Below are 24958 nucleotides of genomic sequence, written 5' to 3' on the forward strand. Positions count from 1 at the left end.
TGCGCTATCTTTCCGCTATGTTTTTGTGTTCAACCTGTTTTCTTGATTCGTTTACAATCGCAATCTCGTTATGCCTAATATAAGTGATACGTTTTTTCGGTTGTGGTTTGTCGCTATTCGTTTTGCCGATGATGGGGTCAACGGCTTTTTTAGGTGGTTCAGGAACGATCAAGTTACTTTCCTTCAATACCCTTTCTTGTACAGCCTTAGACATGCTGATGGTGTCTTTTAGGTATTTTTCGACCATCATACTCGCTATTGGTGCTGCATAGGTTGCTCCATAGCCAACATTTTCAACAAAAACTGCAATTGCTATTTTTGGATTTACACGTGGAGCAAAAGCAAAGAAAACAGAATGGTGTTTACCATGAGGGTTTTGTGCTGTACCCGTTTTTCCGCACATTTCTATACCGGGAATGCGGATATTGGCATTGTATTTAACGACACGACTCATTCCTTCGATCACCGGTTCAAAGTATTGCTGATCAATACCAACGGGTATTTTTTCAATAAATTCTTTTTTTACTACTTTCTTTTCTCCAATGGATTTTATTAAATGAGGACGGAAATAGTAACCTCGATTGGCCACAATAGCCATAATATTAGCCATTTGCAAAGTAGTAATTTCAACCTCACCTTGTCCGATTGAATTGGAAATATTATAGCCAGAGCCCCATTTATCATTTCCATAACGTTTGGAATAGAAATCAGCCGTAGGAAGAAGTCCCCTTTTCTCATTTGGAAGATCGACCCCTAATTCCTGAGCGATCCCAAATTTCATGATCGCGTCTCGCCAAAGCGAATAGGCATTGGTCGATTTCATTTTTCGTTGATCAATCATCCTTGCGTATACGTGACCGAAATACGTATTGCAAGATCCTTGGATAGCTGCAGGAAGATCGATTGTGCCATGGACGTGTGTACAGCGCATAAACCCTCGACCTCCCCCGTAACTATAACCACCGGGACAATTCCATCTCGTATGTTCATCGATCATGCCTGCCTGTTGAGCAACAAGTGCACTCACTACTTTAAACACTGACCCGGGAGGATATTGAGCTTGGATAGGGCGAATAAACATGGGTTTATTAGGATCGTTTAATAACTTCATATAATTATTGCCACGTTCTCTACCAACCATCATATTTGGATCGTAACTAGGTGTGCTGGCGAAGGCCAAGATTTCGCCTGTTGAAGGTTCGATGGCGACCACCGAGCCACGTTTATTCTTCATGAACTTTTCGGCAAGCTTTTGCAGTTCTAAATCAAGAGATGATACAAGCCCATCTCCTGCAACAGCTAAAGTGTCATATTTCCCATCCATAAAGTGTCCTTTCGGACGATTGAAGGCATCAACCATCAAGTTCTGCACACCGCGTTGGCCCCGCAAGAGCTCTTCATAAGCGCGTTCTACTCCGCTTACGCCAATATAATCTCCCGGGCGATAAAAATTATTAGATCGTTCAATATCTTTATCGGTAACTTCGTTGATATAGCCTAAAAATTGGGCCGCAACAGAATCCGGATAACTTCGCACGGTTCTGTTTTGGACATAAAACCCCCTAAATTGAAATAATTTTTCCTGTAATCCGGCATAAGTTTGCGCTGAAAGCTGCTTTTCAAATATGGATGCGCGATAAGGCGAAAAGTTCACCGCTTTTTGATAACGTTTATCAAAGCCTTCTTTATCAATGCCGATTAATTCGCATAAAGCCAAGGTATCAAAAGGCTTAACCTCCCGAGGAGTAACCATTAAATCGTAAACGGGCTCATTTTGGACAAGTATCTTACCTTTTCGATCTAAAATGACACCCCGAGCAGGGTAGACAACAACCTTTCTCAGGACATTGTTGTTAGCGGAGAGTATATAGGAATCGTCAATGATTTGCAGGTAAAAAAGTCGACAAGCCAATAAAAAGGCAGCTATTATAAAGATTCCTTGAACGACGTACTTTCTTTCAAAAAAGCTATTATTCATGTGCTAATCGGATGTTGGCTTTTCAATGAAATATAACACTCTTGTTGTTTAGCGTCTATTCCTTTGATAGAAAAGTAAAGAAAAAAGTAAAATTAATAGTACCGTAAATATACAACTTAAAACCGTACGAATAATCGTATAATGGAAGTTGCTGAAAGTGAAGGCTTCCAATAAGGATAAAACAAAATGATGTGAAAGGGACAATACAAGGCTATATATAAAAAACCATCTAAAGGACATTTCGCTAATACTTGGCGTAGCAAATGTTTCGTGATTTTCTAATTGCACAGTAAGACTGATAAAGGTTGTACGTAAGAAAGCGAGCGTAACGCAAGCTGCCGCATTTACACCTAAGGTGTCATAAAAGCCATCAACTATAAGTCCTGTAAAAAAGCAGATAACAAATAATAACCATTTCGGCATACCTAAAGGAAGCATGAGCAGGAAGAGGATATAAGGATAAGGCGTAGCGAGATTATAATATCCCATATTTTTAAAAAGGAATACCTGCATAGTTATGAGAACTATAAAACGGATGATGTTCAATAATAAAATCCTACTCATTTGTTACTATGGTGTCTCGCTCCAATTGTTGTTTTTCACTTGCAAACTGATCGTTAATAACGTAAACGTATTGAAGTGTATTGAAGTCATTATTTAGCTTTACCTCGATATCCAGAAAACTATCGCCGCTTTTACCGGTCTTTATCACCCTTCCGATAGAAATACCCGGAGGAAACAACGAATAGCCGGAAGTTACTACTTCTTCGCCAGTACGTACTTTTACGTGATTTGGGATATCTTTTAATATAGCTTTGCGGGAATCGGCATTTTCTGTGCCCCAAACCAAAGAACCGAATGCATTACTATTCGTTAAACTTGCACTTACTCTTGTATCTGCATGTAATAAGGATTGGATCGTAGCAAAATGTTGGGAAACATTCAGAACAATGCCAACAATGCCATGAGAAGAAATTACACCCATTCCTTTGGATATCCCTTCTTCGCTACCCCGATTGATCGTTAAATAATTGTTCTTCTGATGAATGCTATTATTGATAACTCTCGCCACAATATACGTGTATTGCGTCTGACCTAGGGTATCCAGCACAGAGTCCTGTTCGATCAGTTTGCTATATACCGAGCTTTTTAGCTGACTCCGTAAGTAAGCATTTTCTTCAGAAAGATCCTTATTGGTCTGTTTTAAGTTTAAATATTGCGTAAAATTATCGATTTTCTGATAAATTCCACCGATAACGGTGTTAGAGGAGTTTAACGCACTAGCTTGTTGAAAACCATTGTTTTTTACAATAAGCGCAACAGAAGTGCTAAAAAAAAGGATAAACAAAAAGAAGTTGTTATACTTACTAATGAATATCCAAAGGTTACGCATATGTTTTTTTGGAATTTATGGTAGGATGGCATACCGATAAATGGATGTACGCCATCTCTGATTGATGCTTTTATTGCATTAAAAATTTATATCCACCGATATTTTTAAGCGCAATGCCTGTGCCCCGTACGACTGCTCTAAGTGGATCTTCTGCTACGTGTACCGGTAATTTGGTTTTGGCCTGTACCCGTTTGTCTAAACCTCGTAGCAAGGCACCGCCACCTGTTAAATAAATACCGGTTTGGTAAATATCCGCAGATAACTCCGGTGGAGTAATCTCGAGTGCCTTTAAAATAGCCTCTTCGATTTTAGAAATAGATTTGTCTAAACAGTGAGCAATTTCCGTGTATGATACTGTTATTTGCTTCGGGACACCTGTCATCAAATCGCGACCTTGAACCGCAAAATCGGGTGGGGGGTCCTGTAATTCAGGGAGTGCTGCGCCTACCTCAATTTTGATTTTTTCGGCGGTTCGTTCACCAATCATAATATTATGTTGCCTACGGATATATTGCACAATATCCGAGTCAAAGTTATCACCTGCAACCCGGATGGATTGATCGCAAACGATTCCTGAAAGGGCTATCACGGCTATTTCTGTTGTACCACCACCTATATCAATAATCATATTTCCCATTGGTTCTTCCACATCGATACCAATGCCAACGGCTGCGGCCATCGGTTCATGTATCAGATACACCTCTTTGGCTCCGGCAATCTCAGCAGAGTCTCTTACCGCTCGTTTCTCCACTTCCGTAATCCCTGAAGGAATACAAATTACCATTCTCAACGATGGAAAAAACCATCCCTTTCCATTGTTGATCATTTTAATCATGCCCCTGATCATATATTCAGCAGCATTGAAGTCGGCTATTACACCATCTTTTAATGGTCTTACCGTTCTTATATTATCGTGGGTTTTACCCTCCATTTGCATGGCTTGTCTGCCAATAGCAATCACCTTGTTTGTGGTACGGTCAAAAGCCACAATACTAGGCTCATCCACCACTACCTTATCATTGTGTATTATTAGGGTGTTTGCTGTACCTAAATCTATAGCAACTTCTTGAGTAAACCAATTAAATAGCCCCATTCGCTAATCTTTTAAATGTTCTTTGAATATAGTCCGCAAAATTAAAACAAAAATATCACAATATGAACCCGATATGCTACAATAGGAAGAAAAAAAAACAAGGATACGGAAAGCCTTATTGAGGGTCGGAGAAGGAACAATGGGGGAATACAGTAATGGGTTATTGTAAGCCCTTACAACTTTTTTGTTATTTTGCTATATTTACTTCATTAACGATCTAAACCCTATTTCATGACCAGATTTTTTTTGATGATCTGCCTTTTGTTTCAGATTTTTTCAGTAGCAGCAGCGGATTTTTCATTTGGACTAATAAGCGATACAGAAATGGCTGTAAAGAAATATCAGCTTGATAGTGTATCGAATGCGGTTGTTCTTAACGAATATGGAACAGCTCGGTTTGTGTTTGACGATCAGCGGGGTGAGTTGAATATCGCTTTCACATACCATGTTAGGTTAAAAATATTTAATAAAGAGGATCCTCGTCAGGCAAATATCCAGATTCCCTTACGTATAAGTGATGAAAAAGTAGAATATCTGGAAAATCTTAAAGCGGTAACCTATAATTTTCGCGATGGTAGAAAAACAGAAACTTGGTTGGATCCTAAAAATACCTATCAAGAAGCATTAAGCAAATATGTCAAATTAACCAAGTTTAGCATGCCCGATATTCAAGATGGTAGCATTATTGAATACAGTTACCAGATTACGTCTCCTTTGATTTATAACTTTAGAACCTGGCGATTTCAAGCGGACATTCCTAAAATCCGAAGTGAATTTGAAGCGATTATACCAGCTACATATACATATAACGTTATCATGAGAGGGCCCTATAAACTGAAAGAACAAAAGTCCTCCATACTTAGGGAAGGTTTCCGCCTTCCCGGTTGGCCGATTGACTGTTCGCGGATGATCTATATCATGGAGAATATCCCCGCTTTTATTGAAGAAGATTATATGACGGCAGCGTCTAATTTTAAATCGGCCATTTATTTTGAACTGGCCACTGTTTATTTACGAAATGGTTCTAAACATCATTACACTAAGGAGTGGAAAAATGTGGATAGGGAGCTGTTGACCGATAGAAGTTTGGGGGGGCAGATAAAGCAAGAAGGGATATTCGAAAAAATGCTGGCAAATATAATAACAGCCGACCTAAATGATCTTGAAAAAGCAAGAGCTATTTATACGTACATAAAAAATCAAATTAAATGGAATGCCTACTATGGTGTTTTCAGTGAATTTGGAATTAAAAAGGCTTTAGAGCGACATGAGGGAAATATAGCAGATGTAAATCTTGCTCTGGTTGCTGCCCTGTCGGCTGCTAGGTTGGACGCCAATGCAGTTATCCTTTCTACCAGAGAACATGGAATAGTGAATAAGTTAAACCCGGTGATTTCTGAATTCAATTATGTTATTTGTCAATTGAACATCGGGGGAGAAAGCTATTTGTTAGATGCTTCAGATCCCTTTTTACCTTTCGGTATGCTACCTCTACGCTGCCTAAACGATCAAGGGCGAGTGTTACCCATAGGTAAACCCTCATACTGGATCGATATTAAGTCGAGTATGAAACATCATACAAATTATGTGCTAACTGGCGAGCTATCAAATGACGGAATTTTGAGAGGAAAAATAAAAATAACAAGTTTCAATTATGCAGCCTATCTCAAAAGAAAAGAGATCGCTAGCTATCCAAATATCGATCAGTTTATTGAGAAGAAAAAAGAAGAAAGTGTAGGAACGGAAATCGTTGAAGCAAACGTAGTAGGAGTTGATTCTGTGGATGTTGGAGTGATAGAAAATTACCAAGTAACCATTAAATTGTTTGATAGTTTGCCATCTGAAGACGCTTACTTCAATCCTTTCATTTTAAATAAGATAGGCAAAAACCCGTTTACTCTTTCTGAAAGGACTTATCCCGTGGATTTTGGAAATTTATCAGAAGAGAGTTTTGAAATGGATATCACCTTGCCTTCAGGTTATGATTTGGTCTCGAAGCCTGCAGATGTCAATATGGTGCTTGCTGAAAGAGGGGGACAGTTTATTAATCGCATTAAATTGGAAAATAATCATTTGCGATGCGACCAAGTACTGAGATTTAACAAAATGATTTTCGCACCTGATGAATATCTTAGCTTAAAGGAGTTTTTCAGCCGGATTATTCAACTAGAAAAGGCAGATATCGTTCTGAGAAAGCACATTTAATAACAATATCTTTAAGAAGCCTCATTTATGTTAAATAGATATCACGTCTGCATACTGTTTTTTCTTTCAGTTGTAGAAGGCATTGCGCAGGATCGTTTTCCGGTTGATAAGATTCCTCAAAAGTTGAAGGAACGGGCAAATGCCGTTGTAAGGGATCAACAATGGACGATCAATATTCGATCGTCCGATGATGTAATTTTACATGTCAAGCAGGTAGTAACGATCTTCAATAGAGCTGGTTTGGAACACGCAAGGCTAGTTCTACTATACGATAAAAGCACACAGATTAAATCGATTAGTGGCATACTTCAGGATCACAGCGGTGAAATACTAAAAAAAATTAGCGTAAAAGACTTCGTAGATGAGAGCGCGGTCAGTCATTTCTCCTTATTTGAAGATAATCGTATTAAACATTTTCTTCCAAATGTAATGCAGTATCCTTTTACAGTGAGCTATGAGTATGAACTGAAATTAAAACAAAACCTTGTTATTCCCGATTGGGTCCCTAAACCTAGCAGGGATTTATCCGTTGAGCTGAGTAGTTACACATTACGCTGTGGGCTAGCGGATAGAATCAATATAAAGGAAATCAATTTCGAAGGACAGAAACTGGAAGCGAAGAATGATAAGCAAAGAATCTATACATGGACAGTTCGAGATATTTTAGCAAGTAAAAATGAGCCTTTCTCACCACCGAAAGAAAAGTACCAAATACGAGTAAAGGTTGCGCCTGAACAATTCTATTATTATGGTAAGAAAGGTACATATAATAATTGGGGAGAGTTGGGGAGATGGGTTTTTACCGATCTGTTAGCTGAACGGCAAAAACCTACAGCCCAGATGGTTGGAAAAGTTCATGCGCTAACAACGAATATTCACGATGATGTTGACAAGGTGAGGGTGTTATATCAGTATCTTCAAGAAAAGATGAGGTATGTAAGTGTCCAGATCGGTATAGGAGGATTTCAACCGATGGCAGCCAGTCAGGTGGAACAGCTTGGGTATGGCGATTGTAAGGCACTGGTCAATTATATGCAATCTCTTTTATCCATTGTTAATATACCGTCTTACTATTGCGTTGTTAATGCGGGCGATATAAAGCGCGATATGGATGAAAATTTTGCCAGCATGGATCAGGGGAATCATGTGGTTTTAGCAGTGCCTTTAAAAAAGGACACAATATGGTTGGAATGTACAAGCCAAAAAGCGCCCTTTGGTTTTCTCGGTAGTTTTACAGACGATAGGGTCGTTTTCGCCTGCGCCAAAGAGGGTGGGAAACTGCTGCATACACCAAAAGTGCCTGCGGAAGAAAGTTTGCAAAAAAGACAGGGTCGGTTTCGTTTAAGCGAAAGTGGGGATGTCGACGGTTTATTGTCTACCTCTTTCTATGGTAATCAATTCGATAATCAGCTAGCTATGTTAGGGCTTCCCTTGCCGGAGCAGGACAAAAGACTGAAGGAAATGTATACAGTGGATAATATTGTTTTTAAAAATATAAGCTATGATGAAGACGATGGGCCTAGTCCGACGCTAACCGAACAGCTAAGTATTGTAATCCAAAAGTATGCCCCTAAAAGTGGAACGAGAATATACTTAATTCCAAATGTTTTTAACCGTAAGCCACCTGTTCCGATAACTCATGAACGAAAGATGCCATTTTTTATAAATCGCGGGTATAGAGATATCGATTCGTTGGTCTTTACTCTGCCTGAAAATTATGTCATTGATCTAAAGCCAGCCGATGTGCAACTTGAGACAGAATTTGGTTCGTTTACAATGAAACTACAGTTAAAGGAAAACAACTTGGTGTTCTATAGGCAGCTAATACTAAGGGAGGGGCTATTTGCACCTGAAAAGTATGCTACATTTGTACAATTCGTAAATAGCATCTACCAGACGGATTTAGGCAAAGTGGTATTTCTGGAGCGTTATAAAAAAGACTAGCAATTATTAAGTGCTAGTCTTTTTATTTTTAGCGTATTAATGCTTTAATGTTTAAAGTGTCGGATACCGGTTGTCACCATTGATATGCCTTTTTTATTGGCCATATCAACTGAGTCTTTATCCTTAATGGAGCCTCCTGGTTGAAGTACCGTTACGATACCTGCATCAGCGGCAATTTCTACACAATCAGGGAATGGAAAAAAGGCATCAGATGCCATGGCTGCCCCATGCAAATCAAATCCAAAGGATTTGGCTTTTTCGATCGCCTGTTTTAAGGCGTCTACACGAGATGTTTGCCCAACACCGCTTGCCAAAAGTTGATTGTTTTTTGCAAATACAATGGTGTTCGATTTGGTATGCTTTACGATTTTATTGGCAAAAAATAAATTTGCATAATCTTCCTCCGTAGGTATCCGATCGGTTACTGTTGTCATCCCCTCTTTGTTTTCAATAACCAAGTCTTTGTCTTGTTCAATAATACCATTTAAAAGACTTTTGAATTGATTTTTTGGCAATGTAATGTCATTTCTCTGGAGTAGAATCCTATTCTTGCGGCTTACTAACACGCGAAGAGCTTCTTCCGTGAAGGAAGGTGCAATCAATACTTCAAAAAATAACTTATTGATTTCTTCGGCAGCATCCTGTTCAATTGGACGATTACAAATCAGCACCCCACCGAAAGCGGAAATTGGATCGCATGCTAAAGCATCTTTCCAAGCCGCCAGTATATTGTTTCTACTTGCTACACCGCAAGCATTTGTATGCTTTAAAATGGCAAAAGTTGGCTCTTCAAATTCATCTATCAAAGATACGGCGGCATCGATGTCTACCAAATTGTTATACGAAAGCTCTTTCCCGTTTAATTTCTTGAACAGTGCATCGATGTCTCCGTAGAAGGCACCTTTCTGATGTGGATTTTCTCCGTAGCGTAGTGCTGTCTTTTTTTGCTCACTATATTTGAATACTTCTAAAGGTTCTTCTTCATTGAAATAGTTAAAAATTGCTGTGTCATAATGAGAAGAGACATTGAAAGCCTTTTTAGCAAATGATCTTCTTTGGGCCAATGAAGTATAACCCTCATTTTCTTTCAGTATTTCGGCCAGCTCTTGGTAATCATCTTTCGATGATATAATGACAACATCATTGTAGTTTTTTGCAGCAGCACGAATTAAGGAGATACCACCAATATCTATTTTTTCTATGATTTCTTCTTCCGATGCACCGGAAGCAACGGTTTCTTCAAAAGGATATAAATCAACAATTACCAAATCAATTTCAGGAATCTCATAAGTTTCAAGTGCTTCCTTGTCGTCTTTTAGCGATCTCCGACTTAAGATTCCCCCGAAAACCTTGGGATGAAGGGTTTTTACACGTCCACCCAGGATTGAAGGGTATCCGGTCAAATCTTCTACCGGTGTGACTGGAATTTGAAGGTCACGAATAAATTTTTCAGTCCCTCCGGTTGAGTAAAAATGTACTCCGTAATCATGTAATAATTTAACTAGTGGCGCTAGGTTGTCCTTGTAATATACAGAAATTAATGCGTTTTTTATTTTAACGGGATGACTCATTATTGATGCTTTAAAAAATGCAAAGTTAGCATTTTATATTGTTAGTTGCCACTGTCGCTGCGGATCGTTGTGAACAAATGTAAGGAAGACTTGGTACTATAAATTTAACGCCTGAATGATTTCCTCGACCTTTTTTTCACCATCCCAATATTTTTTAAGTTTTTTGTCGCCACCATAAACGAAAGTGGCGGGATATTGGGTTGGTTTAAATCTACCAATAAATTCATAATTCTTGTCGTGCAAAAGTGTTACATTCTTTTTATTTCGCAACTGCCCTCCATACATTGACATAAAAGCATTGATTAGATTTTTCTCCTGCATAGCTACCATATATAGATTGATATTCTTCACATTGTTATAATTCTTACCAAGTGCTAAAACTTCTTGCTGACAATGGCTACAACCAGGATCAAAAAAGAGAATAACGATATTTTTACCATTTGAAGCAAGATGATTGCGCGTAAATGGAGCATCCTTATCGACCGTATAGAAGGTGAATTCAGGAATTTCATTGGGTACCTGGTTTGTTTTTTGAGCACAGGCACTTGTTGCACAAAAAATGAAAGCTGCGATCGCGTTAACGGTGTAAGAGTATATATTGCTTTTCATATATAAAAATTGTTCTTAACAAATCTGGTAAAACGGCTCTGATTATTTGCATTCGTATAACATTGCCCTTTTTGAATCCCCTTGATGCTGCTTATCTATATGACTTGATATAGTCCACTCATAGCTAACCGTGATGGATTCGATGGTAAAAATAGGTATTATCACGGGAATCAATCGAATATCGAACCAATTTTACGTTGAGATGTTAACAGGCGATGAATAAATGCTGTATAATAATTAACTTTGCGCCAAAGTTATTTTATAGCATTTAGTGATCTTTAGGACAACGAAATAAAATCGGTGAGGCCATTCGATAAGACTCATTGTATAAAAATGAATACTGTATGAAAAAACGCATAGCTATTTTTGCGTCTGGCTCAGGCTCAAATGCTCAAAAAATTATGGAGCACTTTAAGTATAGCCCAGACGCAGAAGTTTCATTAATACTGACTAATAACCCGGAAGCTTACGTACTACAACGAGCTGATAATTTTGAAGTTCCTTCTCATGTGTTTGATCGTCATGAATTCTATCATACTGATCATATCGTTGAATTGTTAAATCGGATGCAAATAGATTTAATTGTTCTCGCTGGTTTTCTATGGCTAGTACCTGAAAACCTACTTAAAGCGTTTCCCAATAAGATCGTTAATATACATCCAGCCTTATTGCCGTCCTATGGGGGGAAGGGAATGTACGGAGATCGTGTACACAGAGCGATTTTGGAAAACAAAGAAGAGGAATCGGGTATCACCATTCATTATGTAAATGAACACTTTGATGAAGGTGAGATTATTTATCAGGCGCGTTTTAAAATCGAGACAGGTGATAATTTGGAAATGGTGAAATTTAAAGGACAGCAACTAGAGCATCAATATTTTCCAAAAGTTATCGAAAACCTTTTAAAAAAAGTTGAAGGATCTAAGGTTGACTAATCTTTTTAATGTGTTCTAGATGGCTCGTCAGCGATTTGCTATCAAGTTATTTATTATAGAAAAACCAATGCTGTCTACAGATTTTGCAGCATTCGCTAATACAACGACGGCTAATTTTTTGCTCGGGACGAATGCTAAAAAGCTGCTACTGCCAAAAGTCCCGCCATTATGCCAGAAAATTTCTTGAAAATTTTCTATATTGATATTCCATGCAAGACCTAAATCTTGAGTTTCCGAAACCAGCCATGAAGGCTTATGAGTTAGCGCAATCGCTTTGCCTAAAACGGTATTTGGGATATTTATATTGTTTTCCGCAAATTTAAGCAAGTCTCGTATGGTCGATTTTAACGATGCTGCTCCACTTAACGCTAAAAAATGCCAATGCGGAGTGAGCTCCCCTTTTGTATTATAGGTCGGAATAAATTTAGGTAACTTATCGCCACTAGGAAATTCAGTGGTATTTTTTAACTCCAGCGGAACACAGATTGTTTTTTCTACCAATTCATTGTACGAAGAGTTCTTTTTATAGGCTAACAAATCAGCAATGACGCCATATCCGAGATTGCTATATTCGTAAGTAGAATCAGGTTTATGGGTCTGTTTATAATTTTTCAGATAAGAAAATAATGCGTTACGATCATAATCTTTATAAGGGTCTAATGCCTCGCTGGAAACGATGTTACTTGGCAAACGAGGTAAGCCCGATGTATGGGTGGCTAGATTTTGAAACGTGATGTTGACTAGCTCATTATTATGAGCTACGCTATCAGGTAAATATTTGATAATGGGATCAGTTAGATTGATACTGTCGGTTAACGTTGTATTGGCAAGAAGAATTGCAGTAAAAGTTTTACTTATCGAGCCTATTTCAAATAAAGTTTCCTGATCTGGAAGTGTTTTATTTCCCCGTGTAGTTTCTCCGTAATAATAATACCCGGCCTGACCATTGTGAATAATACCGATTGCGAGGCCGCACGTGTTGGGGTCGTTTGTATATTGAAGAGCAAGAGAATCAACTAGGTTATCTATATCCTTTTCCATCGTTTTTGATTCCTCTATCTTTGCGTGATCTGTCGTATCCTTGATCACCTTATTTTTTTTTACGGATTCGTTTATTGTATCCGCTTCGTGGGTCGATTCTTCAAATGGTTGAAAAAGGAAGGTTTCTATTTTTTTATTTGAATCGACGTTTAAGACGAGTTTTAGAGTCTCTTTAGAAAAAATAAGTTTAAAATGTTCAAGACCATCTTCTTTCTTTATGAATATGGAAGAATCTAAATTACCTAGCGGGTAAAGCTGTTTAATCAATAACGTGTCAAGCTGAGTTTTTGACACCGTTTGTTTTGCATGCTGATTCCATTGTTGGTAAATAGAGTCGGATTGTTGTTTATTGAAATAATCTTTGAATTTGTTTACTATCTTAACACTATTTTCTTCTTGGGCTGAACATGGAAAATAAGTAAGGAAAACGAAAACGGCTATGAACGGATATCGAAGCATTAATAGTTGAATTTGAAAATGTTTTTAAATGTCTAAAACTTGTTTAAGTTTTGAATAGCCTGATTTACTTACATTGACCTTCATGTTGTTGTTTAGTATAGCGATATGGCTTTCCTTTTCAAAGGGTTCGAGTCTTACAATACTATCCACACGTACTATATAAGAACGATGAATTCTTACAAATATGTTAGGGTCCAACTCTTTTTCAAAAAAAGCCATGGTTTTATTTTTCAAATAGGCGCCGGTAGCCGTATGCAAACGAACATAATCGTCGTCCGCTTCTAGACAAATTAAGCTATCAGTAGCAATTACATTAATTTTACTGCCTGTTTTTACGACAATACGTTCCAAAGAAGGGGATGGGTTTATGGTGTCCAGCATCTTCTTCGTTTGTTCCTGCTCGGTTGTAGTCTTCAAATTACGCTGCTGGAGAAATTTATGCATTGCCTGATCAAAACGAGACTTACTAATCGGTTTAAGTAGGTAGTCTATGGCATATTTTTCAAAAGCTTTAATCGCGTACTCATCAAAAGCTGTTGTAAAAATGACAGGTGGCTGCTGATCGATAAGCTCTAGCATCTCAAAGCCGGTAATCTTTGGCATTTGAATGTCTAAAAAAACTAGATCGGGCTGGTGTTGCATAATTGCTTTTGCCCCTTCAAATCCATCATTACATTCCGCTACAATCTGCACTTCCTTATAACCCGCTAAATATTCGCTTATGATGCTTCGAGCAAGAGGTTCATCGTCTATCAAAACAGCTTTAATCATTGTTGTGGTATTTTTATATTGCTTGTAAAGATATGTGCTGTATGGTGAGTTTGCAACAAATCTGTTCGTCCAAACAATAAAAATAATCTTCGCTGTACCCCTCGCAGTCCAAAACCGGTCCCCTTATGGGGCTTGCTACTTTCTTTATCGAAAGGATTTTGAATGGCAACGAGCAGGTGATTTTCGTCCCTTTTTGCCCAAATGGCAATTTTCACTTGCCCCGTAGTGTCATACAAGCCATATTTAATAGCGTTTTCAACGAGCGGTTGCAATATCATAGCGGGTAGGAGTGCGTCTTCGCAGTTTTCCAGCAGAATATCCGTATCTAGTCGATGGCCAAAACGGACCTTTTCTATTTCTAAATACAGTTTTAAATGTTCAATCTCATCTTGCAACGGGATAAGTTGCTGATCATCTTTTCTGAGTGTTCCGCGTAAAAAGTCAGATAACTGAAAAGTCATATTTCTTGCTTCCTCAGGTTTTCGTCCGATAAGTGCAATGATGGAATTCAAACTATTAAAAAGAAAATGGGGTTGAAGTTGTTGGCGAAGGTTGTACAACTCCGCTTCTCTAGCGAGTTTTTCTGCATCTGCTTTTCGCTGTTCGTTCTCTTTTTGATCGTGTAATGTATTCCAAAGAACTTGCATAATAGCTACCCATGCGATTATCAAACTGTTGGTACAATACCGTATAGGAAGTGATAAATCAAGGAATGCTAGATAAGATTTGTCACTTATAATATATTGCATTCCATAACGATTAATGGTTAAACTGATAGCCGCTAACGATAAACCCCAAATAATGATATAAAAATACCGTTCCTTCCGAGGTTGATAATAATTTAAATTGTTGGCAATGATGTAGCAGGCTGCTGCTATGGTGGTCGCACTGATTAAACTGTCTAGTAGTGTTAACTCAAAATTAAAATCAAACCACAACAATAAACCGGTTTGTATAATGAGCGTACCTACCCAAACAGAAACACAGCTAACAGCAATGAGCTTTTGCTTAGAAGTAATAAGCGGGGTTGACGCCATCGAACGAATGATTAGATACTTTTGATCGTAATACCACCAAAAATTGAGGTGCCTTTTATAATTAAATTCTTGCGATTATCGACCGCTACATTATTAATAAAGCGTTTATCTTCTACACCGCCAAAGATCGCTGTCATTTCCGGGTTTACCTTCCAGTGCGAGGGAACGAGAATGGTCGTACCGCCGAAAATTTGTACTACTTCCAGAATAACAGGATGTTGAATGTCGGCTTGAATTAAATTGATATCGGCTCCTCCCATAATGTTGACAATATCGCCGCCCTTGAAATCCTTCGAATAGATATTCTTTTTCACTTGTCCGAAGATGGAAACGGAGTCGATATAGTCTTCGTTCACTTTGCTTGAAGATTGTTCCGTTTGCTCATGAAACGTGTTAGGTTCGGCCTTTGGGGCCGAACCTTCTTGTGTTTCGTCTTCAGTTGGAATGTCCGTTTCATTGTTCACCCTTCGATCCCAGTCGAGATCTGACTGATAGGGGGGGCTATATTGTGAAAAAGGGCCTGTCTCTTTTGGCGGTTCCCCTGGGCCTTTCTGAGGGTCCGATGGAGATGGCGACGAAAAACGCCCCCTGTTTCTTCCAGCAATTAACCAACAACCAAGGAGTATGATAAATGCAGGCCAGAAAAATCTGCCAAGACTTACATCAAACATCCGTTCCGTTAAGAAAAAACAGCCGATCAGGATCAATATAAAAGACGAAGGTTTTTTGAAATTATTTCGGGCTCCGAGTACCAAACCAATAACGATTAGCCACATGGGCCAAGAGAATAACCAATTAGGAAAATCGAATATAAAGCCTAGTGTCTTTGATAACATCGAAAAACCAATGATAATAATAATAAGTCCTACCCATACCCTACCCGAGTTTGACCTGTGTTGAGGAGCTTTATAGTTATCCATATGTATATTATTTGCTTTCTACGATTGTATGAGGATTCATTCTTCGTTATTCTTTTCAAGAGCTGAATACTTCATATATCTTTTTTTTGTAAAGATAAATGAATATTTCACTTTACTTTCATCAGAATTAGGCAGGTGTGCATACTTTGTCGGTAAAAGGCCTAATTTTATCGGTAAATAGGAGAGCGCATCCTTCAATGACTACTACAGGATGCCATGGCTTGGTTTTTGCTTCAAACTTTGACTGTTAAGATACGCTAATATGAACAAAATATACTTTTTTCTGCTTGCTTTTTTGTTAAGTATTCAGGCTGAGGCATCTAACTATCCCGAAGTGCTTTTTGAGAACAGCTTAATGCCGAAGAGTTATTACTACTCACAATCTTCTTTTCAAGGCAACAGCTGGATTAACCACATGAATGGTCATTTACCAGTGGCAGATAGTGTTTTTTTTACGCCTGGAAATTCACTTATGTTAAACTATATTTCCGGGAACTCGGGCGAATGGCAATCAGCCATTCATTACAGTGACGATTATGGTCATTTGCCAAAAAATAACGATCTATTAATTTTTAAGATTTTTGTTTCGAGTGCAACTGCAAAGGCCGAATTGCCTAGTATACAGCTTGCGCAGGGCGAAAATATATCCGAGGAAATTAAAGTAGAGGCCTTTGTGAAAAATTATCAGGATAACGCCTGGTTATCGATCGAAATTCCTTTGAAAGACATTGGGAATTTAGATAATCAGGCACCTATTAGTAGTATAATTTTTAAGCAAGGAGCAAATCGAGACGGCAAAGAGCATCGATTGTTTATTGATCAGATTGAGTTTCTGCCTAATAAAACACCTGATATGAAGCTTACGGGAAAAGCGGTGCTTTCTTCGGTAGAAGCACATGAAAGGCATGTGGATATCGTATGGCAATTACCGCTGACGCCGAGCATTCGTTATATAAAGATATATCGTTCAGAAGATAACCGGAATTTTTCTCCGGTTGCTGTCAGACCGATTTCATTTAATAAGTATACCGACTTTGTTCCGCGCACGAATGTGAGTTACTATTACAAAATTGCTTGGGTTGATTATCGCTATAGGGAATCTCCATTTTCGGACGTTAAAACGGCCGAAACCAAACTGGCGAATGATGATGATCTCTTAAATTCAATCGAAAAATCGCATATCGCATATTTTACAAATGAAACAGAATTTAATAGCGGTATGCATAAAATTTCACCTTTAGTTAGTGAAGCCAGCGTTTCCGTGAAAGGCACTGGTATTGGTATACTGGCTCAAGTAATCGGTGTGGAACGAAAATTTATTCCACGACAACTCCTGTTAGATCGTTTAAAAAAGATTGTTAGATTTTTAGGAAAAGCGACTACTTATCACGGTGCTTTTCCGGAATTACTTGACGGGAGATCTGGTAAACCTATAATGACTGATTCCTGTGAAATTGCTGCCAACATAGAATCGACCGCTTATTTAATGCAAGGTTTGTTGGTTGCTCGGAATTATTTTGATAAAGAGGAATCTGACGAAAGCGAGTTGAGAGAAGCTATTACTAGTCTTTGGAAAAATGTAGATTGGAAAAAATTTGTAAAGGATGAAAGTGGCTATCATTTGTATAACGCATGGTCGCCAGCTTGCTCGTATACCCGATCGTCGCCAATAGGCGGTTACAATAGTAGTTTAATAGCTTATTTATTAGCAATTGCTTCACCAAGTCATGCCATCAGTCAAGAATCCTATAACTTCGGGTTTAAACAACCCCTGAAGTATATTGGACCAGCTATTGGTAGGTTATCAACCTCCCTTAATGATACACTTATTGTGGGTGATAGTGGTCAAAAACCCGAACTTTACAGTAGGGAACCCTTTATGATCGACAGTACCTATTATGGGGTTCGCTTGATGGCAGGATCTGTTCAAAACTCGCTTATAGAACAACAGCAACCCTTTTTGGCTTTCAATCCAAAGAACCTTGTGGATAGTTCTATTAATTATTTTGATAATCAACGCGATTTATCGAATGTTTATTACCGCGCAGCTTTAGACAGAAGCGAACAGTTTGTAAGTATCACAAATTTGTTATGGCCGTACGTTGGACGGGACTCAGCATCAGTCAATCGCTTTAATCCTTCAGCGGCTATTGCAACGTATCCATACACGCCAACGATTGCCTTGGAGGCACTCAAAAATTATTATAGAAATCTGGGTAATCTGCTATGGACAGAATACGGGTTCAGAGATGAATTTAACTTTAAAGATAATTGGGTGTCCGGAAAATTTGATCCCGTGCATCAAGGCATTGTTCCCATTATGTTAGAGAATGCTCGTACGGGTTTAATATGGAATCTTTTCATGAAAGATCCAGATATCAAATCACTCGTAGACAAAATGAAATAGATGAGGGTATGTAGGATGGTGTTATAGTCGTGTATAGAAAGCGATCTGTACAATATGGTTTAATAGATTTGCCTGCGTGTTTCTTTTTGAGAATTGATTCATATAACCCAGCTCGACATCATATTTTGAAGAAAAGCGATAGCCAAATGCTGCATAGGCTCTGTTTTGATCAAATAGGCTTCCGTTAACATTGTTTTTGTTCTGGATATTAAAGAACAATTCATTTTGAAGCGCAAAAAAACAGCCTTTACTAAAGGCTTGTTTCAAAGGGCTATTTACTGGGATGATTCCCCTTATGAAATATCTAGCTCTTTGGGTGAAAACGGTTTCATCGGGACGTTTCAAGAAACGCTGTTCAAGTCTAAAACGATGTTGAACGGGGATATTGAAGACTTCGCCGGTAATGATATATTGCTCCCAAATTCGGTGCTCGGTTAACCTCTGTTGTCCCCCTGTTAATTGGTGTGTAATAATGGTGGTGGCATAACCTGCCGAGGCGGTTTGGTTCGCTTTAACGTAATAATTTACGCCAGGTCTGATTAAGAAAAGTGAATTTTCTCCCCAGTCTTTTCCTGCTCGGAATTGGATATCATTATTCAGCCCCCATTTGGTGTTGAATTTAATATTATTAAACCACGCGTACCAGTTTCCGAATTGATGATCCTGTGCTTTAATTGAGGTCTCGGGGATTAAAAAACAGATCATAACCGTTAGGCCAAAGGATGATCCAAAAAATCTATATACGAAGTGTTTCATTGAATAGTCAGTGTCACAGAATATTTAAAGGGTTTAAAATAAGAAAAAATCAATAAAATTTATAATTTGCCACTTAACGTAGCGGCTATTGCCAATTAGGATCTATGGCAGACAAAATTTCAAAAAGACGTTTAAAAGCAATTATTGGAGGATCGGTTGGTAATTTGGTTGAGTGGTACGATTGGTATGCATATTCAGCTTTTACTATCTATTTCTCAGGATCTTTCTTTCCGGGAAATGATCGCACGCTTCAATTATTAAATACAGCAGCCATCTTTGCCGTCGGGTTTCTAATGAGGCCTTTGGGAGGATATGTGTTTGGCGTTATAGGCGACCGATTCGGAAGAAAAAAGTCAATGACTTTATCCGTACTGTTGATGTCTTTTGGCTCATTGATCATCGCATGCTCCCCGACCTACCGTCAAGTCGGCATGATAGCACCTGCCGTATTATTAATGGCAAGACTGCTGCAGGGGTTGAGTGTAGGCGGGGAATATGGCGTGTCGGCTACCTATCTTTCTGAGATGGCAACACCTAATAGACGAGGTTTCTATTCGAGCTTTCAATATGTAACACTCATCGGAGGACAGTTGATCGCATTAGGAATTCAGTTGCTCTTACAAAAACTTATATTAAGCGAAGAGGAGCTTGTTGCATGGGGGTGGCGAATACCCTTCGTCATTGGTGCAATTTTGGCGGTGATAGCTTTGTATTTGAGGCAACATTTGGATGAAACACGGGCTTTTAAAGAACAAGGTCAATTACGGGAGAAAAAGGGCTCCTTACAATTATTGATACAGTACCCGAAAGAAATATTGACAGTAGTTGGCTTGACATTGGGAGGGACTTTGGCTTTCTATACTTATTCCACATACATACAGAAATTTCTTGTTAATACCGTTGGGTTTGCCAATACCGATGCAACGTTGATTACATTTCTCGCTTTACTGATTTTCGCCATGCTGCAACCAGCTTTCGGTTTACTCTCTGATAAAATAGGAAGAAAGCCTTTACTGCTTGCTTTTGGTGTATTGGGGACCCTTTTCACGGTGCCACTTTTAAATGCTTTACAACAGGTCGGCGATAAATGGCAGGCTTTTTGGTTGATACTATTCGCGTTGATAATCGTTAGTGGTTACACAAGTATAAATGCTATTGTAAAAGCAGAGCTTTTTCCTGCAAAGATCAGAGCTTTGGGCGTTGGCTTACCTTATGCATTAACCGTGGCCATCTTTGGCGGGTCTGCGGAGTACGTTGCCCTATGGTTTAAAGATATCGGGCACGAAAGTTACTTTTATTGGTATATTACCGTGTGTATTGCTTGCTCTCTATTTGTGTATTTGAGAATGCAAGACACAAAACATAAGTCGCAGCTGAACAAAGAGCCCAATGGGTAATGCGGCTTGAATAGTGAAATGTAATATCAGTTCTATAACTAAAGTCGGATCAGATTTATTAATAAATTTTTAGCTATGCATAAAGCTTTTACAATATTGTTTGTTGGTCTACTATTTATGAGCTGTGAGCGAGACAAAGTATGCAGTTTGATGGATTATATTTACACTTTTCCAGAACAGACTGCCGGAGAAGTTGCTTATCGTAAGATCTATGCCAATGAAAATGACTTCACGAAAGGAGAGCATGGGATTAAATCCGATAGTTTATCGGAGAATCAAATTGTCTTACCGGCCGGACGAGAATCTATTCCCTTTATCGATATTCGATATCCTGATGGAACGAATAGCTGGTCAAACCAAGCCGAATTAGGACGTTTAGCGCAAAAGATGATTGAAAGTACGGGTTGTAAAGCCACTTTTTCCTATACGGACTATGCAGTCCTAAAGAGCACGATTAACAGCTCACCGACTTATCTACATTTAACACTTCATGATCAAGATCAAGATGGAGGAGAGAAAATGTGGTTAATTGATCGCATATATGATGAAGATAAAGTTGATGTAACTGAAAGACCGGAGTGGCAGTGCGTAAGAGCGTTGACTTTTACTTTTTATAAAGGGGGGAAGGGGGCAAGAGTAAAAATGAATGCACCGACAGATGGAAACGCATGTGGGTTTTTTGAGGAGCTGTTTGGAGAAAAATCTGAAGTATTTGCTACCTATTCCTTAGAGGGGCAAGACCAAAAAGAGTTGCGCATTACCGTTCCTGCGGTATCAGATGCCCTGAAAGAACAGTTAACTTTTCAAGTGTTGGCGTCAGATTACGATCAAATCAGTATAAGTTTAACGAATAGTAGTTCACAAATAGGATACGCTACCCTCATTCCTTCCAATCATGATTAAATTAACCGTGTTTTATGTTCGTAAGTTGATTCAGTATAGCTGGCTCATCTTGATGCTGTTGATCAACCATTTGGTGGTGCAAGCCCAGACACGCCAAGACTATGAAATGCAAGTGCGGGATATAGAGCGTTTCGGCAATAGTTATTTTGCCGCTTATACTAATTTGTTTTCTTCGAATTTCGGGTTTTCGCTCAATCAAGGATGGCAGGGAGGGACTATACCAAAAAAAGCAGGTCATTTGTCTTTTAGTTTGGTTGGATCATCCGCTATTATTCCTATTAATGAAGGAAATCGCTATATACGTACCGATCAATTATATCAAAGTGCTAATATAGCTGCTGCTCCTTTAACACCTGGCATGTTTACCGATGCAAAGGGAGGTGCGATCAGTTTTTTTTTACTGGATCCTTCTACAAACAATCGGCTGGTTAATCCTGCTACAGGGGATTATCTAAGTGCCAATTTTAATATGATTGATGGTATTGGTACAAATGTAGGAGTTACTCCCTTCGTTATGCCCCAAGTGAGTGTAGGTCTTGGAAAGAGCACGGAGCTATCTTTAAGAGTAATGCCGTTTGCAGTGGGCTTAAATGAAGGTAAAGTGGATGTGTCGGCATGGGGTGGAGCGATCCGGCATAATCTTTCACAATGGTTCAGCGTTGACGAAGATCCGAGTTTCACGGTTAACTTGTTGCTCTCGTATATGCGAAACAAAACAAGTTTTACACCAAATGGTGAACGTTTTCTAACCTTTAATAACGACTACTTTAGCACGGCAGGAACCTCTTTGAAATTGTCTCATCACACGAAAACACAACAAGCCCTCCTATTTTTTAATTATCGGGTAAATTCTTTTATAGAGCTATACGGACATGGCGGTTTGGTGCATCAGACAAGTGATTTGGGAAGTAATGGTGTTTTTAAATTGAAGATAAATGATGCATATATTCGAGATGTTGTAGACGATACAAGTTTCGAGTATAATGATTTGTTTAAATCAAGTATTAATGAAACAGTAGCAGCTGGTGGTTTTGGATTGTTGTTAGGCAGTGGTTTTGTTAAAGCAGAGGTTCAATATACCTACGCTAACACACATATCGCATCGTTAGCATTGCGAGCCACTATACTAAAGGGTGATGATTAATGAGAACGAATAACTTTTTTACGGTTTGGTTTAAGCTTCAGTGATAGGCAGTGAAAACTTTTAAGCAAAGAAATGTTAGCAATGGATTTTTAATTTTCCGGATTTATACTTACCTTTGTTGTCCCAAATTTTGACAATAGAAAGGGGGTATAAGAGTATGATTATCGTAAATGTAAAAGATGGCGAATCGTTAGATAAAGCCTTAAAACGTTTTAAGAAAAAATTTGAAAAGACTGGAGTGTTAAGAGAGCTTCGTGCGCGCCAAGCATACGAGAAAAAATCTGTTACCCGCCGTACTCAAATTAAAAAAGCGATCTACAAACAATCGTTAAATCAAGATACGGTTTAATAGTAGATCTTGATCATAAAAAAGGCCATTCGTGACTTAATCACGGATGGCCCTTTTTTATGCTTTACCGGAAACAAGGGGCTTTTGATGAAACCATTAAAGTGTCATGATTTCCGTACCTTGATCGATGATCGATTCAGTCTTCTTCGTTTCCTATACGACTCTGTTGTTTCCAATGTGCAGTTTCTTCATCTGCCAATTCCAAAAGCTCAAAAAATGTGTCCATGTGAGCGGTAAAGGCACTTAGTTCATCATAGTAGTAGGGTGTGCCCGTTGTAAATAAATGTTCCAAGTATCCCATATAAACTCGCCGAAAATTTCGGCCAAGAAACTTCGGGTGAAAAGATTCAAAATAAGAAAGTAGCTCTCTTTCAAATTTTTCAGTAAACATGACGGGGCCGTATGAATAGTTCCCGCTCTTCCCGTCTAAATGATTCCAATATTTTTCGAGATATTGTATAAGGCTGTCTGTAAAATTGTCATCCTCCAAAGGAGGTGCTTCGTTAATCTGATCGTATAAGCTTTCGTCGATATGTTCAGTAGTGTTTGACTTCGCCTCTTGATTGCTTTTCGTTTGAGTATGGTTGACTGACTCATTGTGTTCGAAGCTTAGGCTCGCTATTAAGAAAATTGCCTCGACTGTTTTTTCCAAGTATTCGCGAATCGCGACAGATTCATACAACAATGTCGTACCCTCAAAAATACTTTCGTCGGTATGTGCATAAGTTAACAGATCATCCAAAATTTTTCGCCATTCATTGAGGTCACGATATAAAAAGAACTCTTCCAAAAAAATCCTAATGTCATTTATCTCTCGATTTTCCAGCTTTCTAAAATTTGCGGCGCCGCTATTTATTCTTTTCTCGACATCAATGCCGTCTCTTACCCAAGATGATTTTTGATAAAGCGGATGAGTATCCGGGATGCTTAATGCTGGTATGGGTTGATGGTATAATACCCATAATGCTTCGATCACCGTTATCATTTGCCGATGGTTGTAGGCGTAATCTTCAGCATTAATATAAAACCTTCCATTGAAATCTGATTTTCTTGTTGTGGCGGCATTGAAGAAAAAAAGGATGTCTTCTCTGAAAATTTCAACTTCCGTTTCAAAATGGCAGAAATTTTTGATAAAAGATAGGGGGGCTTGGATCGCATCTTCCGTTAGGTGGCGAAAGTTGTTTGTTCGGATTGCTTCGTGGAGATTTTTCATAAATTAAAAGTTTAAAATATTTGTGTTGATGGTTGTTTGTAACTTGCGTATCTTAGCTGTATTCAAAGATAGTATATTTTTATATTAAAAAAATATTTTTTGATATTATGATTGATCACTTAGATAGAGCGGAATTAGGTCCTTTATTTAAAGAAGCTCGGTTATTGAAAAACATGACTTTAGAGCAGTTTTATGGTGGAATTGCCAAACATGTCAATAATTTCTCGTCAATTGAAAACGGAGGTAGAGTTGTAGGGAGACGTTTAGCAAAAGATATTATTTACTATCATAATATAAGTTTGAAATGGCTTGAAAAGAAAGAAGGAGCGCCATTTTTGTCTAATATACCTTATAAACACAAGCAAGAAAGGAAAGGTATTCGTTTCGCAAATGAACCGTTGGAAGGAGAGGTGCCGTTTTATAATATCCAACCGGATACGATGTTTAACGGGCTGGATGTCTTTCGGGAAAGCCCGGAATTTTATGTGAATTTTCGTCCTTTCAATGATTGTACAGCCTATTTATCCGTATATGGGGATAATATGAATCCGAAATTTGCCAGCGGAGAAATTATCGCGGTCAAAGAAGTATTTAATTTCGACGTGATCTTGTGGGGTGAAGCTTATTTGATAGTTGCCAATGAGCAGGCAAACAATTTGGTAACTGTAAAATTGCTGTTCTCCCATGCAGATGAAGATAAGTTAATATTGCGATCCGCTAATCCTGATTATGGGGGAGATATTATCATTGATAAAAAAGCGATAATGAAATTATTCATTGTGAAGGGAAAGGTGACAAGGTATCAGTTATAGGTGCTTGATTAAAGGCGCTTG

Annotated in this window: 21 protein-coding genes; 9 read left to right on the forward strand and 12 right to left on the reverse strand. The window is 38.5% G+C overall.

Annotation, left to right across the window (positions count from 1 at the left end; translation table 11 throughout):
- Positions 1–4: 4 nt before the first annotated feature.
- The 4 genes from mrdA to RYH73_RS15000 form a co-directional block, all read right to left on the reverse strand.
- The gene (mrdA, locus tag RYH73_RS14985; protein WP_335314255.1) at positions 5–1978 is read right to left on the reverse strand and encodes a penicillin-binding protein 2; all 1974 of its coding nucleotides are present in this window, start codon (positions 1976–1978) and stop codon (positions 5–7) included.
- A 48-nt stretch (positions 1979–2026) separates the two neighbouring features.
- Positions 2027–2467 (reverse strand): rod shape-determining protein MreD, encoded by a 441-nt coding sequence (locus tag RYH73_RS14990; RefSeq protein ID WP_335314256.1) that lies wholly within the window; start codon positions 2465–2467, stop codon positions 2027–2029.
- A 67-nt stretch (positions 2468–2534) separates the two neighbouring features.
- Positions 2535–3371 carry a rod shape-determining protein MreC gene (mreC, locus tag RYH73_RS14995; RefSeq protein ID WP_335314257.1) on the reverse strand — a complete coding sequence of 279 codons (837 nt, stop codon included), beginning with the start codon at positions 3369–3371 and terminating at the stop codon, positions 2535–2537.
- A 70-nt stretch (positions 3372–3441) separates the two neighbouring features.
- Complete coding sequence (locus RYH73_RS15000; protein ID WP_013665654.1) at positions 3442–4464, reverse strand: rod shape-determining protein; 1023 nt, start codon at positions 4462–4464, stop codon at positions 3442–3444.
- Positions 4465–4695: 231 nt separating this feature from the next.
- On the opposite strand from RYH73_RS15000, the gene RYH73_RS15005 reads away from it, so the two are divergent.
- Both RYH73_RS15005 and RYH73_RS15010 read left to right on the forward strand, forming a co-directional pair.
- On the forward strand, positions 4696–6669 hold the full coding sequence (locus tag RYH73_RS15005; RefSeq protein ID WP_335314258.1) for a DUF3857 domain-containing protein: 1974 nt from the start codon (positions 4696–4698) through the stop codon (positions 6667–6669).
- A gap of 27 nt (positions 6670–6696) precedes the next feature.
- Positions 6697–8613: a DUF3857 domain-containing protein gene (locus tag RYH73_RS15010; protein ID WP_335314259.1), complete on the forward strand. Its 1917-nt coding sequence runs from the start codon at positions 6697–6699 to the stop codon at positions 8611–8613.
- Between the two features lie 44 nt (positions 8614–8657).
- Here RYH73_RS15010 and purH read toward each other — a convergent pair whose 3' ends face one another.
- Both purH and RYH73_RS15020 read right to left on the reverse strand, forming a co-directional pair.
- A complete protein-coding gene (gene purH / locus RYH73_RS15015) occupies positions 8658–10184 on the reverse strand; it encodes a bifunctional phosphoribosylaminoimidazolecarboxamide formyltransferase/IMP cyclohydrolase (protein ID WP_335314260.1) in 1527 nt (508 codons plus the stop codon).
- 96 nt (positions 10185–10280) lie between these two features.
- Positions 10281–10793, reverse strand: a complete 513-nt coding sequence (locus RYH73_RS15020; protein ID WP_335314261.1) for a peroxiredoxin family protein — start codon at positions 10791–10793, stop codon at positions 10281–10283.
- Between the two features lie 344 nt (positions 10794–11137).
- On the opposite strand from RYH73_RS15020, the gene purN reads away from it, so the two are divergent.
- Positions 11138–11728 (forward strand): phosphoribosylglycinamide formyltransferase, encoded by a 591-nt coding sequence (gene purN / locus RYH73_RS15025; protein ID WP_335314262.1) that lies wholly within the window; start codon positions 11138–11140, stop codon positions 11726–11728.
- A 27-nt stretch (positions 11729–11755) separates the two neighbouring features.
- Here the strand turns inward: purN and RYH73_RS15030 are convergent, their stop codons facing one another.
- From RYH73_RS15030 to RYH73_RS15045, 4 genes are read right to left on the reverse strand one after another with little or no spacing between them, the layout of a single operon-like run.
- A complete protein-coding gene (locus RYH73_RS15030) occupies positions 11756–13228 on the reverse strand; it encodes a serine hydrolase domain-containing protein (protein WP_335314263.1) in 1473 nt (490 codons plus the stop codon).
- A gap of 24 nt (positions 13229–13252) precedes the next feature.
- A complete protein-coding gene (locus tag RYH73_RS15035; protein ID WP_335314264.1) occupies positions 13253–13999 on the reverse strand; it encodes a LytR/AlgR family response regulator transcription factor in 747 nt (248 codons plus the stop codon).
- Complete coding sequence (locus RYH73_RS15040; protein WP_335314265.1) at positions 13996–15036, reverse strand: sensor histidine kinase; 1041 nt, start codon at positions 15034–15036, stop codon at positions 13996–13998. The genes RYH73_RS15035 and RYH73_RS15040 overlap by 4 nt, the downstream gene beginning before the upstream one ends.
- A gap of 11 nt (positions 15037–15047) precedes the next feature.
- Positions 15048–15956: a LiaF transmembrane domain-containing protein gene (locus RYH73_RS15045; protein WP_335314266.1), complete on the reverse strand. Its 909-nt coding sequence runs from the start codon at positions 15954–15956 to the stop codon at positions 15048–15050.
- A 262-nt stretch (positions 15957–16218) separates the two neighbouring features.
- Here RYH73_RS15045 and RYH73_RS15050 point away from each other — a divergent pair, with 262 nt between their 5' ends.
- Entirely contained in the window at positions 16219–18363 is a 2145-nt protein-coding gene (locus RYH73_RS15050) for a glucoamylase family protein (RefSeq protein ID WP_335314267.1), read from the forward strand.
- A 21-nt stretch (positions 18364–18384) separates the two neighbouring features.
- On the opposite strand, the gene RYH73_RS15055 is transcribed toward RYH73_RS15050, so the two are convergent.
- Positions 18385–19068, reverse strand: coding sequence for a DUF2490 domain-containing protein (locus RYH73_RS15055; protein ID WP_335314268.1), 684 nt, complete (start codon positions 19066–19068; stop codon positions 18385–18387).
- Positions 19069–19223: 155 nt separating this feature from the next.
- Between RYH73_RS15055 and RYH73_RS15060 the strand changes: the two genes are divergently transcribed.
- The 4 genes from RYH73_RS15060 to rpsU all read left to right on the forward strand — a co-directional run bounded on the left by RYH73_RS15060 (position 19224) and on the right by rpsU (position 22912).
- Entirely contained in the window at positions 19224–20516 is a 1293-nt protein-coding gene (locus tag RYH73_RS15060) for an MFS transporter (RefSeq protein ID WP_335314269.1), read from the forward strand.
- Between the two features lie 75 nt (positions 20517–20591).
- Positions 20592–21419: a hypothetical protein gene (locus RYH73_RS15065; RefSeq protein ID WP_335314270.1), complete on the forward strand. Its 828-nt coding sequence runs from the start codon at positions 20592–20594 to the stop codon at positions 21417–21419.
- Positions 21412–22563 carry a DUF6588 family protein gene (locus RYH73_RS15070; protein ID WP_335314271.1) on the forward strand — a complete coding sequence of 384 codons (1152 nt, stop codon included), beginning with the start codon at positions 21412–21414 and terminating at the stop codon, positions 22561–22563. The genes RYH73_RS15065 and RYH73_RS15070 overlap by 8 nt, the downstream gene beginning before the upstream one ends.
- A gap of 157 nt (positions 22564–22720) precedes the next feature.
- The gene (gene rpsU, locus RYH73_RS15075) at positions 22721–22912 is read left to right on the forward strand and encodes a 30S ribosomal protein S21 (RefSeq protein WP_013665669.1); all 192 of its coding nucleotides are present in this window, start codon (positions 22721–22723) and stop codon (positions 22910–22912) included.
- A gap of 136 nt (positions 22913–23048) precedes the next feature.
- Here rpsU and RYH73_RS15080 read toward each other — a convergent pair whose 3' ends face one another.
- Positions 23049–24125, reverse strand: coding sequence for a hypothetical protein (locus RYH73_RS15080; RefSeq protein ID WP_335314272.1), 1077 nt, complete (start codon positions 24123–24125; stop codon positions 23049–23051).
- 107 nt (positions 24126–24232) lie between these two features.
- Between RYH73_RS15080 and RYH73_RS15085 the strand changes: the two genes are divergently transcribed.
- Positions 24233–24937, forward strand: coding sequence for a LexA family transcriptional regulator (locus RYH73_RS15085; RefSeq protein WP_335314273.1), 705 nt, complete (start codon positions 24233–24235; stop codon positions 24935–24937).
- The last annotated feature ends 21 nt before the right edge of the window (positions 24938–24958 follow it).

This window comes from Olivibacter sp. CPCC 100613 (assembly GCF_036959255.1).
Classification (GTDB): domain Bacteria; phylum Bacteroidota; class Bacteroidia; order Sphingobacteriales; family Sphingobacteriaceae; genus Olivibacter.

Bases quoted from the DNA above. Each gene is read 5' to 3' on its own strand.
- mrdA (WP_335314255.1), bottom strand. From the start codon at position 1,978: ATGAATAATAGCTTTTTTGAAAGAAAGTACGTCGTTCAAGGAATCTTT.
- RYH73_RS14990 (WP_335314256.1), bottom strand. From the start codon at position 2,467: ATGGGATATTATAATCTCGCTACGCCTTATCCTTATATCCTCTTCCTG.
- mreC (WP_335314257.1), bottom strand. From the start codon at position 3,371: ATGCGTAACCTTTGGATATTCATTAGTAAGTATAACAACTTCTTTTTG.
- RYH73_RS15000 (WP_013665654.1), bottom strand. From the start codon at position 4,464: ATGGGGCTATTTAATTGGTTTACTCAAGAAGTTGCTATAGATTTAGGT.
- RYH73_RS15005 (WP_335314258.1), top strand. From the start codon at position 4,696: ATGACCAGATTTTTTTTGATGATCTGCCTTTTGTTTCAGATTTTTTCA.
- RYH73_RS15010 (WP_335314259.1), top strand. From the start codon at position 6,697: ATGTTAAATAGATATCACGTCTGCATACTGTTTTTTCTTTCAGTTGTA.
- purH (WP_335314260.1), bottom strand. From the start codon at position 10,184: ATGAGTCATCCCGTTAAAATAAAAAACGCATTAATTTCTGTATATTAC.
- RYH73_RS15020 (WP_335314261.1), bottom strand. From the start codon at position 10,793: ATGAAAAGCAATATATACTCTTACACCGTTAACGCGATCGCAGCTTTC.
- purN (WP_335314262.1), top strand. From the start codon at position 11,138: ATGAAAAAACGCATAGCTATTTTTGCGTCTGGCTCAGGCTCAAATGCT.
- RYH73_RS15030 (WP_335314263.1), bottom strand. From the start codon at position 13,228: ATGCTTCGATATCCGTTCATAGCCGTTTTCGTTTTCCTTACTTATTTT.
- RYH73_RS15035 (WP_335314264.1), bottom strand. From the start codon at position 13,999: ATGATTAAAGCTGTTTTGATAGACGATGAACCTCTTGCTCGAAGCATC.
- RYH73_RS15040 (WP_335314265.1), bottom strand. From the start codon at position 15,036: ATGGCGTCAACCCCGCTTATTACTTCTAAGCAAAAGCTCATTGCTGTT.
- RYH73_RS15045 (WP_335314266.1), bottom strand. From the start codon at position 15,956: ATGGATAACTATAAAGCTCCTCAACACAGGTCAAACTCGGGTAGGGTA.
- RYH73_RS15050 (WP_335314267.1), top strand. From the start codon at position 16,219: ATGAACAAAATATACTTTTTTCTGCTTGCTTTTTTGTTAAGTATTCAG.
- RYH73_RS15055 (WP_335314268.1), bottom strand. From the start codon at position 19,068: ATGATCTGTTTTTTAATCCCCGAGACCTCAATTAAAGCACAGGATCAT.
- RYH73_RS15060 (WP_335314269.1), top strand. From the start codon at position 19,224: ATGGCAGACAAAATTTCAAAAAGACGTTTAAAAGCAATTATTGGAGGA.
- RYH73_RS15065 (WP_335314270.1), top strand. From the start codon at position 20,592: ATGCATAAAGCTTTTACAATATTGTTTGTTGGTCTACTATTTATGAGC.
- RYH73_RS15070 (WP_335314271.1), top strand. From the start codon at position 21,412: ATGATTAAATTAACCGTGTTTTATGTTCGTAAGTTGATTCAGTATAGC.
- rpsU (WP_013665669.1), top strand. From the start codon at position 22,721: ATGATTATCGTAAATGTAAAAGATGGCGAATCGTTAGATAAAGCCTTA.
- RYH73_RS15080 (WP_335314272.1), bottom strand. From the start codon at position 24,125: ATGAAAAATCTCCACGAAGCAATCCGAACAAACAACTTTCGCCACCTA.
- RYH73_RS15085 (WP_335314273.1), top strand. From the start codon at position 24,233: ATGATTGATCACTTAGATAGAGCGGAATTAGGTCCTTTATTTAAAGAA.